At 53.8% G+C, this 13,065-nt stretch carries 9 protein-coding genes; 7 read left to right on the top strand and 2 right to left on the bottom strand.

Annotation, left to right across the window (positions count from 1 at the left end; translation table 11 throughout):
- Positions 1-296 precede the first annotated feature (296 nt).
- Positions 297-3,155, bottom strand: coding sequence for a TonB-dependent receptor domain-containing protein (locus KJI95_RS02110; protein ID WP_214505514.1), 2,859 nt, complete (start codon positions 3,153-3,155; stop codon positions 297-299).
- 409 nt (positions 3,156-3,564) lie between these two features.
- Here KJI95_RS02110 and KJI95_RS02105 point away from each other — a divergent pair, with 409 nt between their 5' ends.
- From KJI95_RS02105 to KJI95_RS02080, 6 genes are all read left to right on the top strand, one after another.
- The gene (locus KJI95_RS02105; protein WP_214505513.1) at positions 3,565-5,514 is read left to right on the top strand and encodes a methyl-accepting chemotaxis protein; all 1,950 of its coding nucleotides are present in this window, start codon (positions 3,565-3,567) and stop codon (positions 5,512-5,514) included.
- A 347-nt stretch (positions 5,515-5,861) separates the two neighbouring features.
- Positions 5,862-6,062, top strand: a complete 201-nt coding sequence (locus KJI95_RS02100; RefSeq protein WP_214505512.1) for a hypothetical protein — start codon at positions 5,862-5,864, stop codon at positions 6,060-6,062.
- A gap of 611 nt (positions 6,063-6,673) precedes the next feature.
- A complete protein-coding gene (locus KJI95_RS02095; RefSeq protein WP_214505511.1) occupies positions 6,674-7,120 on the top strand; it encodes a hypothetical protein in 447 nt (148 codons plus the stop codon).
- Between the two features lie 105 nt (positions 7,121-7,225).
- Complete coding sequence (gene secD / locus KJI95_RS02090) at positions 7,226-9,076, top strand: protein translocase subunit SecD (protein ID WP_214505510.1); 1,851 nt, start codon at positions 7,226-7,228, stop codon at positions 9,074-9,076.
- A 2-nt stretch (positions 9,077-9,078) separates the two neighbouring features.
- Complete coding sequence (secF, locus tag KJI95_RS02085; RefSeq protein WP_214505509.1) at positions 9,079-9,966, top strand: protein translocase subunit SecF; 888 nt, start codon at positions 9,079-9,081, stop codon at positions 9,964-9,966.
- A 179-nt stretch (positions 9,967-10,145) separates the two neighbouring features.
- Positions 10,146-11,060 carry a polysaccharide pyruvyl transferase family protein gene (locus KJI95_RS02080; protein ID WP_214505508.1) on the top strand — a complete coding sequence of 305 codons (915 nt, stop codon included), beginning with the start codon at positions 10,146-10,148 and terminating at the stop codon, positions 11,058-11,060.
- A 72-nt stretch (positions 11,061-11,132) separates the two neighbouring features.
- Here the strand turns inward: KJI95_RS02080 and KJI95_RS02075 are convergent, their stop codons facing one another.
- Complete coding sequence (locus KJI95_RS02075) at positions 11,133-11,900, bottom strand: SDR family NAD(P)-dependent oxidoreductase (protein ID WP_214505507.1); 768 nt, start codon at positions 11,898-11,900, stop codon at positions 11,133-11,135.
- A gap of 105 nt (positions 11,901-12,005) precedes the next feature.
- Between KJI95_RS02075 and KJI95_RS02070 the strand changes: the two genes are divergently transcribed.
- Positions 12,006-13,019: a LysR family transcriptional regulator gene (locus tag KJI95_RS02070; RefSeq protein WP_214505506.1), complete on the top strand. Its 1,014-nt coding sequence runs from the start codon at positions 12,006-12,008 to the stop codon at positions 13,017-13,019.
- The last annotated feature ends 46 nt before the right edge of the window (positions 13,020-13,065 follow it).

The raw sequence follows: 13,065 nt of genomic DNA, 5'->3' as shown, positions 1-13,065 counted from the left end.
TTGTGCAAATCATCCATATCAAAATGAAAGGCCATCTTAATGACAGGGGGCTTGTTTGTGGCTGTTTTCCCGGAAAATAACTGGGAGACGAACGCAGTGTAGAACAGGCCGAAGAACAGCTGCAAGAGAACCCAGATAAGACGGAGCATTTAGGTCTAGCGCTTGCAGCTTATACCTTGCACAAGGTATCCATATCGAAAAAGAAAAGCCACTCGAATGGGTGGCTTTTTCGTGGGTGTTAATCAGGGAATGGTGCTCGGAGAAAAGAGCCCTGCACTCAGGGCTCTTCAGCGGGCTTAGAACTTGTAGTTCACGCCCAGGGTGTAGGTACGGCCATCCAGATCGAAGTAAGCACCTTGATCGTAGGTAGCTGGGTTACGAGGTGGCTCCACATCGAACAGGTTCAGTACACCGGCACGAACCTGCAGTGCGTCCGTGATGTTATAACGACCGGTCAGATCCCACTTGATGTAAGAGGGAACTTCGTTATAGTCGTTATCTTCCGGCGTCCAGTCGTTGCTCAAACGGGTGTGATGACGGTAGTTAGAGGTTAACGCCAGGCCCAAATCATCGATGCTGTAGTTGGCAGTAAAGCGCATCTTCAGACGAGGATTGTTATAGTTGCCGGTGGTGTTACGGTAATCTTCCTCTTTACCTGTGGTGTTGTGCTCGCGGTTCTCAAGGTAGGTACCGAGTAAGCGCAGGTCAAAATCACCGAAGCCGGTATCGAACCCGTAGTTCACTTCAAAGTCAGTACCCTTAAGGTTTGACGTCGCGGCATTCACTGGCTTCTGGTAGAAGTTGTCGATTTCCAGAGTGCCTGGGGTACGCTCAATCAGGGCGCAATAGGGGTTATCCAGGCTTTCTGACTCATAACAGCCGGAAACAATCTGCGCAGCGCTTGGATAGGTGATCATATCCTCCATATCGAATTCCCAGTAATCCACTGTTACCGAGAAGTTTTCAAGATACTGAGGGGTGTAGACAAAGCCGATAGTGATGTCGTTGGCGATTTCAGCAGACAGATCGGTGTTACCTACGATGAAGCCTGGGTGGTTGGTCGATTTCCAATTGTTTGATGGCGCCCAACCCACAGGGATACCTGCCGCGCGGCAGTTTGCCACGATGTTGTCTTTATATTGACCGGCGTTATCAATCTGACCTTGCTCACAGGGGTCGTTGAAACCTGCGTAAGTTTGGCTCTTCGGATTGTAAAGCTCAGAAATGTTAGGTGCACGAACTGACTTGGATTTGTTGAAGCGTAACTTCAGGTCGTCGCTCACGGTCCAGTTCAGACTTGCTTTCCACGCATCTTCCTGGCCCACTTCAGAGTAATCCATGAAGCGGTAGGCCGTTTCCAGTGTCAGGTCACTGATGAGGAATACATCAGAGATGAGTGGCACAGAAACTTCCACCGCGGCCTCGTTAACACTGAAGCCGCCATTCATGGCTTCAGAAGCGTTACCGAAGATAAGGCCTTTGGTCATGTTCTCATCTGGCTCTGTAACAGAGCTTTCTTTGCGGTATTCGTAGGTGAATGCAGTCACTACGGTACCCGCTGGCAGTTCGAACACATCGCCGGAAACAGTTGCACCGAACACAGTTTGTTCGATGGTGGCTTCACGCTCAGCAACGGTGGAGAAGTAATCGAGGGATTGCTGGCTTACTAGGTCTTTACCCCAAATGTTGGCGGGAGTACAGCCTTCAACCGCGCCAATCACATTACCCGCTGCGTCACGCTTGGCACAAACGATTTGGCCGTTATAGAGACCGGCGTCGAGGGCCTCGCGCAGTTTTGCGGTTAACACTTCGCCCTGGAATTCAGTGTGCTGTTTTACCTGACCAAACTGGGCGTAAGCATCATAGCTCCAGCTCTCAGAAATGCCACCTTCGAAGCTTAAAGAAGCTCGGGCCGTATCGCGCTGCTGGTCATATTTACGGTTACCAAAAGCGCTGCCAAGGTAGTAGGCGTTAAAGGTTTGCATGCCCTTGTCTTGGAAGAATTGTCTTGCTTGCTCGGTCAGCAGAGGGTTGTCGGTGCGTTGTCTTGCAAAAGAGAAAAACGCCGGTGATGACTCGCCGTAGGCGTGGGTGTCGGAGTAGAGCAATTCCAGGCTGACACTGTGATCATCGGCATAATCATAAGTAAAGTTGCCCATGGCGTTAATACGCTCAAGCGGGGTTCTTACATACTTGTGCTCGAGGAAGTTATAACCATCGCCTTCACCTGTGTAGTACTGGGTGTTACGGCTGCCCTGGGTTTTACTGGCGGGATAAAAGTCGTTGGCTTCAAACTCACGGATATCGCCGTTGTCGGCAAAGACATAGTGGCCACCCGGGGCAAAAAAGTCACCGGTTTTGCTGTAAATAAACAGCGAAGATTGACCTTCACCCAGAATGGTACGACGTGGAATACCGTCGGTATTGTCTACGTTGTCAGGATGATCGTAAGACAGCACGCCGTTGCGGATGAAAGAGCGTTGGTCACCGCGCAGCTGCTCATCTTTGGTGTACGACACGTTACCGATAAAGCTCAGTTTATCCAGCTCGTTACCGAAAGTGAAAGAGGCGTAGCTTGATTCGCCGCCGTCCTGCGAAGGCTGTCTGGTTGATGCGTCAACTTCAAAACCATCAAAGGATTTTTTGGTGACGATGTTTACCACGCCCGCAACAGCGTCAGAGCCGTATACGGCAGAAGCGCCACCGGTACTGATTTCGATGCGCTCGATGATAGAGGTCGGAATGTTGTTCAGGTCAACGGCACTTGAGGTTGGCGAGCCTGATACGAAGCGGCGACCATTTACCAGTACCAGTGTCCGATCTGTACCCATGCCGCGCAGGTCGGCGTTGTTCAGACCGTTGGCGAACACGCTGTTGTTGGTGGTTTCAGGTGAAAGACCGGTGGTCGCTGACGGCAGCTCTTCGAGCAAGCCTGCGACGTTGGTGATACCGGCATCAACCATGGTGTCGCCGGTAATTACTGTGATTGGGGTTGGTGACAATTCACCGATACGTTTGATTTTGGAGCCGGTGACTTCGATTCGTTCTGTTGGCTTTTCTGCTTCTTCAGCCATCGCAGGGAAAATCAGTGTTGATGAAAGCGCGAGTATTCCCATACGAACAGCGTTTGCTGTCAATGTCTTAGAGTTCTTCATTACATCTCCTTGAACTTTATAATTATTTCCAAGTAAACGCTCCAAAACTGTTACCGGAGGCCCTCGGAAGTGTTTTCGCAATGTGTGTAGATGTTTTTTGTGTGTTGCAAATTCATTGCGAGCAGGCGATATAACCCTTCGATCCTTAAATAATCCTTAAAAATTGATGTTTTTCAGGTTTTGTATCTATGAGTGTGCGTTATATTTGTAAACAATGCTTAACAATGGCTAGGCGGTTGGTTTTATTGTTGCTTTGAATGTTGCTGAGATGTTTTTGTTGTGTTTCTTTTTGGGTGTTGCGGCGTCGGTTGTGGGTTTGATTTTCTGCCCTTGCTGGCCAATGCTTATCTTTGAGGTGTTACAGCCAGGGACGGGGTTAGATATTCATTAACGTACGCGAGGCGCTGGTATGTTTTCTAATCTTAAACTATCCCAACAGCTGTACTTTTCGTTCGGGGCTGTGTTGCTGCTGCTTCTGGTTGTTACCGGGGTTGGCTACCACGGCCTGCAGGCGGGATACGGTAACTTTACCGACTATCGGCAGCTGGCGATCAGCTCCAATGCCGCTAGCAAAGCCGAATCCGGGCTACTCAAAGTTCGGGTTGATGTGCTCAGATATCTTAAAACCCCCGACACCAAAATGCTTGAGTCCTATCGAAGCGATATGGGCAGTCTCGTCGAAGTCTTTAATCAGGCTAACGACAGAGAAACAGACAATGACAGAAAACGCTATTTGCTCGACTCCGAACGCTTGATTGATAAATACCGCACCACCTTTGATGAGGTTGTCGGCGATTTTGGCAGGCGTAACAAAGAAGTGGCTGAGGTGCTTGAGCCCACAGGGCTGGCTATGCGCCAGACCACCAGTGCTATCATCGAAAGCTTGCATCAGGAAGGTAATGCCGAAGGCATTTTCGCCGCCACCGGCACCCTTGAAAAACTTATGCTGGCAAGGCTTTATGCTGCCAAGTATCTCATTTCCAACACAGAAGAAGATTTTGAACGCGCCAATCAGGAGCTCTCGGCGATGGAGCTTGCGCTCGATAAACTCACATCGGTGACCGGCTTTTCCACTTCCGCTTCCAAGGTTCAAAGCCTGCGCGATGCTTTACCCAAGTTTCGTCAGTCTTTTGCCACAGTGCACCAGATTATCAGCGAGCGAAACGAGCGAATTACCAACGGGCTTAATCAGATAGGGCCTGAGGTCGCCAAGTTACTGGGGGACTACAGGGCGCAAATCCAATCCAAGCAGGATGAGCTTGGTCCCCATGCGCATCAGGAGAGTGAATCGGCAATTACCACAGTACTCATTGTGTCAGTGATTGCGCTGGTCATGGCGCTGTGGCTTTCTTATACCGTGGTTAAGGGCATTCGGATTCCGGTGGGCGGCGAGCCGCGGGAAATGGCCAGCATTGCGCGGGAGATTGCCGCCGGCAAGCTTGGGATGAGTTTTCAAACTGCGGGGGCGACCGGCGTGTATGCCGCCATGGCTGAGATGACAGGTAACCTTCGCACCATAGTGGCTGAACTCAGTGACGCCTCGCGTAGCCTTGGCAACTCATCGGCGGGTATGACCAATGTGACCCGTGAGAGCCGGGTGAATTCTGAGTCTCAGGCCGACCAACTGGCGCAAACGGCGTCTGCCATGCAGGAGATGACTCACACTGTGGATGACATAGCCCAGAATGCCCAGCGCGCCTCGGAAATGGCATCAGAAGCCGATCATCATGCCCAGGACGGTATGGGGGTGGTGGAAGATACCCGCCGCAGCATTGCATCCCTCGTTGACAGCATTGGCGATGTCAGCGGCATTATCGAAAATCTTGAAAAAGAAACCGATAACGTGGGCTCCATTCTTGGGGTTATCCGCGGTATTGCCGAGCAAACCAACCTGCTAGCCCTGAATGCGGCCATTGAAGCCGCCCGCGCCGGCGAGCAGGGGCGTGGTTTTGCTGTGGTTGCCGATGAAGTGCGTAATCTTGCCAGCCGCACCCAAAACAGTACCGCCGAAATTCAGGCGCTGATTGGCCGTTTGCAGGCTGAGTCCCGGCGCTCGGTGGAATCCATGAAAGTGAATGTCACCGAGGCCACTCAAACTTCGGAAAAAGCCAATAAAGCGATTGCAGCCCTTGGTGCCATTGCTGATTCAGTCATGGCTATCCGTGATATGAACCATCAAATCGCCGTTGCTGCAGAGGAGCAGACAACTGTGGTGAATACCATCAACCTGAGCGTTGAAGAAATCAGTATGCTTGCGCGAAAAAATGCCGAGGGCAGTGAGCAGGTGCAGACCGCCGCCGACGGCATCAGCAAGATGTCGCAAACCCTGTCGGGCATAGTGGGGCGCTTCACTCTTTGAGGAAAAGCTGCCGCACGACTGTGTAAGCCGCCAATTTCGATGGCTAGTATTTTCGGCGCATCATAGATGGCATTTAGAGGCGATAGCCAAAGCTCGTCAGCCTAAGAGCAGCAGTCAAAGCAAGGCCACCTGAGCTAGGCAGCCAAAGCAAGACTGCAATAGCGCTACAGGTAACGTCATGTATTAGCGGCCAAAACGCACCGTCAGCAGGCGGTGCGTTTTTTATTGCGTTGGCAAGCTGGCGGCAACGTGTTATCAAAGTTCAGGGCTTGAAAGTCGTTTGGGAGCAGGCGGAGTGCCATGCATAAGCCCGTGCTAAATCATTATGACTTATTGGAGCCGCTGCTATGCATTACGCCAAACTTACCGAGGCCCGCGCCATGCTTGAGCGCCAACTTACCCTGACCGATGTCAAACGTTACGCCACACTCAGTCATGGCTCGGATGAGGAGTCGCTGGCGGTAAAGGCGCTGCGGGATACTTTGCTTGATAAGCTAAGCAGTGATGAAGACCTGCTGTTTGCGGCGCTGGAGCAGGGGTTACTCTGATAACCTCTAACAGCCTTGGTCTGCACTGACCCAGAACAGATTCTGAACAGACTCAGCAATTGGCACTCTGGCAAAGCTGTGGGGCGTACCATGTTGGCAACGCTAAGGGAAAATGCAGGTAAAGTGCAGGTAAGGCACAGGTTTGGTGAAGCCTTGGCAAAGAAGCCAAAGAAGCTAAGGAAGCCAAGGAAAGCGCGCTTAATCAAGGCACTTTGGGGAGTTATCAATAGACCCGGTTGAAATCGGTAATTTTGTCCCCATATTGGTTTATAACCCGAACCCACGCGCCTGTTTTCTGGGAATGCCTTGCTGTTGTAAAGCTGGGCATTGGAATTACAGTGCCGTGGAAATAAAGTGAAATCAGCGTGACTCAATCCTTCCGCCATGCAGTGCTTGTTTGCCTCACAGTGTTATTTTCTGTGTGGGCCAGTGTTGCCTGTGCGAAAGCATATACTTACGCGGCTGCTGACTTTTCCGAATCGACTGAATTTACCGATACTCGGATTGCCCCGCGCCAGTCCGATCTGGTGCTCAACTCTGCGGTTAATGTTGCTTCAAATACTGTTGCCAATGCTGTTACAAAAGCCGTTATAAATGTAGCGCTCGAGGCTGTGTCAGTTATCAATGATGGCGATATCGAGACTTCAGCCTCTTCTCAGGCTCCGGCGCATATCCAGACAGCACCTCTATCCCAGGCTGATGCCGATATAGATGTGTTTTCGGCGGTTCACACGCCGGATATTTTCTCGTCTGCGCTAACGCCGAAAACAGGTTTCGCCGCAGGTCAGGCCCAGGATAATTCCTTCCCTTCGCCCAAATTAAGCAGTGAGCGCGGCTATCGTGCGCAGTTGCTGCAGCAATTATGGCAGCGGGATTTCAGGGCCGAGTATGTGCTTATGGTGGAGTTTTTGCTGCCGCCATCCCCATCGTTATTACCCCAAACTGTGAAGGCCTTGCCGCCCCAGCGCAATTGGCCTGACTTTGTCGGCCAGAATTCGCTGCGCTGCGGCGGCTGGAAAGACGCTAACCTCAGATTCCGCTTTGTCCAAAGCGCCTGACTTTTTCCCTGTGATTTGCCGTTAATTTTCCCTGACGTCGATTGAATCGTCAGCCTTGGCTATTGCTATGGCCGGGCTCGCGGTTCCCTATCACGAGAAAAAGTTATGCTTACCGATCAATTATTAAAGAGTGGCGGGCGCACTGATGCCGGCCGTAAACCCCTTAACAGCAACTCGCCGTGGCAGGTGCTGGTGCTGATAGTGGCACTGCTGATATTTGCCATGTCGGCACTGCCGAGCCTCTATGGCGAGCACGCGTCGCTGACACTCGCCAAGGCCACAGGCCTCAAAGAAACCGAAGTCAGTCAAACCTTAAACCGCGCCGGTATCGAAGTGCTTGCCATCACGCCTCAAAAGGATGCGCTTTTGGTTACCCTCAAGGATGCCAGCCGCCAGATGCAGGCGAGGCAATTGCTTGCCGGGCAAAGCCTTAAGGCCGATGCCATTACCCTGTCGATGACCTCGGCGGCGCCTGCCTGGTTGCAGTCAGTTGGTGCAAGCCCTATCAAGCTTGGACTAGACCTTCGCGGCGGGGTGCAATTTTTGATGCAGGTTGACCTTAAGCCGGTGTTTGACGCCCAGGGCGACAGCCTGCGCTCTGCCATTCGTGAGCAGGCGCGGCAGCAGGCTCAGGCTAAGGATCAGGGGATCAGAAATCTCATCCTCACCAAAGAGCCAGGCCTTGCCCAAACCAAGCCTGAGGCGACGCGCCTGGTCGGCACAGATGAGGCACTTGGCCGCATCAAGGTGTGGCTTTATGCCAATTATCCTGACTGGCAGATTGAGCGCCGTGACACCGATTGGCTACTTACCCTCACCGATGCCGCACGCGCGGAGCTGACCCGGCGCACAGTGCATGAAAACCTGACCATTATGCGCGGCCGGATTGAGGAGCTTGGCATTACCGAGGCGATAGTGCAGCGCCATGGCGAAAACCGCATTTTGATTGAATTGCCGGGTGTACAGGACCCGGTGGCAGCCAAGCGGGTGCTGGGCGCCACGGCAAGTTTGTCGTTCCACAGTTTGAGCGACAGCGGCATTCAGGAGCCGTTTGAAAACACCCATGTCGGTATTTCGCGTCAGAGCGTGCTTGGCGGCGAGCATATCATCGATGCCCGTGCTGGCAGTGACGAGATGGGGTTACCGGCGGTGAACATAGTGCTCGACGCCGAAGGCGGCAAGCGCATGTCGGACTTTTCACGCGATAACATAGGTAAGCCAATGGCCACCCGTTACAGCGAATATATCGCAAGCGAACGGGGCAGTGAAAAGGTCAGCAAGGTGATTTCGGTGGCGACTATCAATTCGCAGCTCGGCAGCCGCTTTTCGATTACAGGCCTTGGCAGTCATCAGGAAGCGCAGGAGCTGGCCATGTTGCTGCGGGCAGGCTCGATGACGGCGCCTGTCACCATCCAGAAAGAGCGCACCATTGGCCCAAGCCTTGGCGCCGAAAATATCCGCAATGGTTTTGCGGCGCTGGCGCTTGGTCTTGGCGCGACCCTTGTGTTTATGGCGCTCTGGTACAGGCGTCTTGGCTGGGTTGCCAACGTAGCGCTGCTTGCCAACCTCACCATGCTGCTTGGGTTGATAGCCCTTATTCCCGGGGCCGTACTGACCTTGCCCGGCATTGCCGGATTGGTGCTGACGGTCGGTATGGCGGTTGATACCAACGTGCTGATTTTCGAGCGGATCCGCGACAAGATGAAAGAAGGCCGCAGCATGGCGCTCGCCATCGAGCGCGGTTTTGACAGCGCCTTTGGCACCATTCTCGATGCCAACCTCACCACCATGATCACCGCTCTGGTGCTGTACGCCATCGGCAACGGGCCGCTGCAGGGCTTTGCCCTCACGCTCGGGCTTGGGCTGGTGACCTCCATGGTCACCGGGATTTTGCTCTCCCGCATCATCATCAATTGGGTTTATGGCAAAGAACAGCGTAAAGCGGTGAGGATTTAACAATGAAATCAGTAAATTTAACCAAGGTTCGCCACCTGATGAGCCTGTTCTCTGTGCTGCTGATGCTGCTTTGTGTGGCGCTGATTGGCATACGCGGTTTTAATCTTGGGCTGGATTTTACCGGCGGCGCCTACGCCGAGGTGGCCATGGCCACGGATACTCAGGTCAATGCCATCGAAACTGCGCTGCAGTCGGTGGCCAAGGGCAGTTTGTCGGTGGTGGAAACTGAGCCCGGGCGCTTTGTTATCCGCATGGGCAATCAACTCGACAGTGCCGGCCTTGATAACCTCAAGGCGGCGCTGTTCAAGGTGGATGAGAGCATGCAGCTTCTTGACAGCGACTCGGTATCATCCCAGGTCGGTGAGGAGCTGTATGAGCAGGGTGGGCTTGCTGTGCTGGTGGCTATGCTGTGCATCATGGGTTATTTGTCACTGAGGTTTGAGTGGCGTCTGGCCTGCGGCGCGCTGCTGGCACTGGTGCATGACGTGGTGCTGGTACTTGGGGTATTTGCCCTGACCGGGATGGAATTTAACCTTACTGTACTTGCCGCCGTGCTCGCGGTGCTGGGGTATTCACTCAACGACTCCATCATCATCGCCGACCGGATGCGTGAACTGCTGCGGGCAAAGCCCGAGCTTAAGGTCACGCAAATCAATAACGATGCGGTGGCGCAAACCTTTTCCCGCACCATGGTGACCTCCGGCACCACCCTGATGACAGTCGGCGCGCTGTGGCTGCTCGGTGGTGATGCCCTTGAAGGCTTTGCCATTGCCATGTTTGTGGGCATAGTCACAGGCACCCTTTCGTCGATTTCGGTGGGCACAGTGCTGCCGGAGCTGCTTGGGATTAAGCCGCCATCGCCCGAGCCTGTGCTTGCCGACACGCCCTGATTGCGCTGAGTCCAGTAGCCGTGACGTCTGTGGCAATAGCTTTGTTTACTCTGGAGTCGGCGGCCGCGATTCGGATTTTTGAATGTGCAAAAGCAGCCTCATTGGCTGCCTTTTGTTGCCCAAAAGTTTGATAAATGTTATTAATTGGTATAGCGTTCGTAAAAAAGAGCGAGTTTACCATGCAGTCAATTGCCGAATATTTTACCCGTAACAATATTTCCGATTTTATTTTTGTCCCCAACCCCGGCAACGCCGGCGATGCGTTGATTAATGCCGCCAGCTTTCAGGTGTTTGAACAGGCAGGCCTTAATTATCAGCTGATGAGCCCCCGAGCGCTTCGAAAAGCAATTCTTGGCGGGAAAACTCCGCAGGATTTGGGGCTTGCCGATAAAGTGGTGGTGCTTGGCGGTGGCGGTGCTTTTACCGCCAACTACAGCCACTCTGCGACTCTTATCCGCGCGTTGCATGGCGCAGTGAGGCGACTTATTCTGCTGCCCTGTACCGTGGAAGGACATGAGTCCTTACTGTCGCAACTTGGCTGCAACGTCAGTATTTTTTGCCGTGAGCGGGTCAGTTTTGAGCATGTGCAGCAACACTGCCATGGCCCTGAGGTTGCACTGCATCCCGATATGGCGTTTTCACTGCAATTGCCATGGCTGCTTGGTCAGCCGATTGGTGCTGTGGGTCTTAAAAAGCGTTTGCGGCTTTATTTCGGTAAGCGCGCCATGACAATGCTGATCCAAAGGCGAGGCACTGCAAGCCTGAATGCGTTCAGGCTTGATGTGGAATCCTGTGCCAGAGCCATTCCGCCGGATAATAGGGACCTGTCACAGCTGTTTTCGTTGGGTTGCCAAACCCGGGCGCAGAATCTGGCGTCTGCCTGGAGTTTACTTGAGCAGGTTGCACGCTTTGAGCACATCAATACCAACCGCCTGCATGTGGCAGTGGCGGCCTTTTTGCTTGGCAAGCGGCTTGATTTTTATGCAAATTCCTACTTTAAAAACCGGGCTGTGTATGAATATTCGATGGCGGGCAGGGCGGAACAGGTGAATTTCATTGGCCCGGCGTTGACGACGCTCGCCAACATTGCCTGAATTCAGATAATTGGCAGCGCTGCTGGCCACGTTGGCACCGCGGCGCTGAATCTAAGCGACCGCTGGTTTACGTCACAGGCAGTAGCCGCCGTCCACCGTTACCGTGGTGCCTATTACCCCTTCGGAGCCTGGTGAGAGTAAAAACGTCAGCGCCGACAGCATATGGCTTGGCAGCAGAAAGTCGCCAAAGGCGGTGGCGGCAAGCTGTCCGCCGAGGCCATCGATTTGTGCCTGACTGAAACCGGCTTTTTGCTGAATTTCGGTGAGGGTTACCCCGGGTCTTAAGCTGTTAATGCGGATTTTTTGCCCGGCAAGCTCAAGATTCAGTGCTTTCATCGCCGCTTCGAAGGCGCCTTTGCTGGCGCTGTAAATGGCGGCGCCGGCAAAGCCCTTATCGACGGCAATGGATGAGGTATAGACCACGCTGGCGCCTCGGTTTAACTTTGGCAGCAAGGCGTTAAGGGTAAAGAGTGGCCCTTTGAAGTTAACCTGCATGGTCTGCTCGTATAGCTCGTCGCTCATATCAGTCAGCGCAAAGGGCTGAAACACGCCGGCGTTCAGCAAGAGGCCATCCAGGCGGATGTTGCACTCATCTAGGGTTTGCACCAGCGGGCCCAGATGTGACAGCTCAGCGCTGTCGGCCAGTATACCAAGCACCTCGGCGCCGGTTTCCTGCTTAAGCTTTTCACAGGCGCGTTCAAGCCGCGCCTTATCCCGTCCGGTTATCACCAGTTTCCAGCCCAGTTCAATAAAGTGTCTGGCAGCGGCATAGCCTATGCCCGAAGTGGCGCCTGTAATGAGTAGGGTTTTAGTCTCTGGCGCAGGGGAAGTCGGGTTCATGATTATCTCCAGTGGTGTATCAGCGTGCTTTTCAGCATACTTAAGCCTGGCGGCACTGATTAGATAGCGTCGAAGCAACACAATGATTCCCAAAGGTAAACACTGATGACACAGTCCGATGCACTGCTGGTGGGCACAGGCTTTTACTCTGAAACCCATGCCCATGAGGCTCAAGGCGGGAGCCGTGCGCCGCGCGACTTTCGCCCGGCTGAGCTGCATCAGCAATTGCCGCTGATTTATGTGTTTCGGCTGGTGGCCGAGCTTGGCAGTTTTCAGGCGGCGGCGCAGCGGTTGTCGCTGCCGCGCTCCTCTGTGAGTAAAAAAATTGCCGCCCTTGAAGACTTTTGTGCCGAGCGCCTGTTTGCCCGCAACACCCGCGCGCTTAAGCTCACCGACGCCGGTGCTGCGCTGCTTCGGGCCACCGATGGCCTGTCACGGCTGCTTACCGAGACCGAAAACTGGCTGGTGGGGCAGCAAACCTCGCTCTCAGGCAGGGTAAAACTGAGCTGCTCGACCCTGCTTGCGGCCGAATATCTGCTGCCGCGTATTTCAGAGCTTCGAAGCCGATATCCCGACATCAGCCTAGAGCTGGATTTTCGGGATGAAGTGGTTGATCTGCTTGAAGAGGGCGTTGATATCGCCATTCGGGTTGGTAAGCTGCCGGATTCATCTTTGGTGGCGCGCAAGGTTGGCGAGAAGCGCCTTGGCTGGTATGTAAGCCCCGGGTATCTGTCGCGCCGCCCCCGGCCGCAAACCCCGGATGAACTCGGCGCCCACGACTGCATTGTTTATCGTAACCGTAACCTTTGCATGGATGTATGGCGCTTTGCCGATGAAAACGGAGTGATAACCGAGCACAGGGTGCAGGCGGCGCTCAGCTCCAACGACGGCCGCAGTGTGCTTGAACTCGCCCTTGGCGGCGCGGGTATCATCATGGCAGACAGTTCTCTGGTCCGACGCTATCTCGCCTCGGGACAACTGGTTCGTTTGTTTACTGACTGGCAGCATCCAGAGTCCCTGCCGGTGCATCTGGTGTGCCTTGGCCGCAGCAGTCGCAGCCGCGCTGCCCAAACCCTGTGGCAGCACCTTGCCGACTGGCTGAGTGAGGATTTGGCCTGACCAATTGCCGTCGACATTACGATAGCAGGCGCTGATCGGTTTTCGG

The organism is Shewanella jiangmenensis, assembly GCF_018596335.1.
In the GTDB taxonomy this organism is placed as follows: Bacteria; Pseudomonadota; Gammaproteobacteria; order Enterobacterales; family Shewanellaceae; genus Shewanella; species Shewanella jiangmenensis.
Note: the sequence above shows the minus strand (reverse complement) of the source record. Positions and strands in the feature narration are given on the sequence as shown.

Coding starts and splice junctions, on each gene's coding strand:
- KJI95_RS02080 (WP_214505508.1), top strand. CDS start 10,146: ATGCAGTCAATTGCCGAATATTTTACCCGTAACAATATTTCCGATTTT.
- KJI95_RS02075 (WP_214505507.1), bottom strand. CDS start 11,900: ATGAACCCGACTTCCCCTGCGCCAGAGACTAAAACCCTACTCATTACA.
- KJI95_RS02070 (WP_214505506.1), top strand. CDS start 12,006: ATGACACAGTCCGATGCACTGCTGGTGGGCACAGGCTTTTACTCTGAA.
- KJI95_RS02110 (WP_214505514.1), bottom strand. CDS start 3,155: ATGAAGAACTCTAAGACATTGACAGCAAACGCTGTTCGTATGGGAATA.
- KJI95_RS02100 (WP_214505512.1), top strand. CDS start 5,862: ATGCATTACGCCAAACTTACCGAGGCCCGCGCCATGCTTGAGCGCCAA.
- secF (WP_214505509.1), top strand. CDS start 9,079: ATGAAATCAGTAAATTTAACCAAGGTTCGCCACCTGATGAGCCTGTTC.
- secD (WP_214505510.1), top strand. CDS start 7,226: ATGCTTACCGATCAATTATTAAAGAGTGGCGGGCGCACTGATGCCGGC.
- KJI95_RS02105 (WP_214505513.1), top strand. CDS start 3,565: ATGTTTTCTAATCTTAAACTATCCCAACAGCTGTACTTTTCGTTCGGG.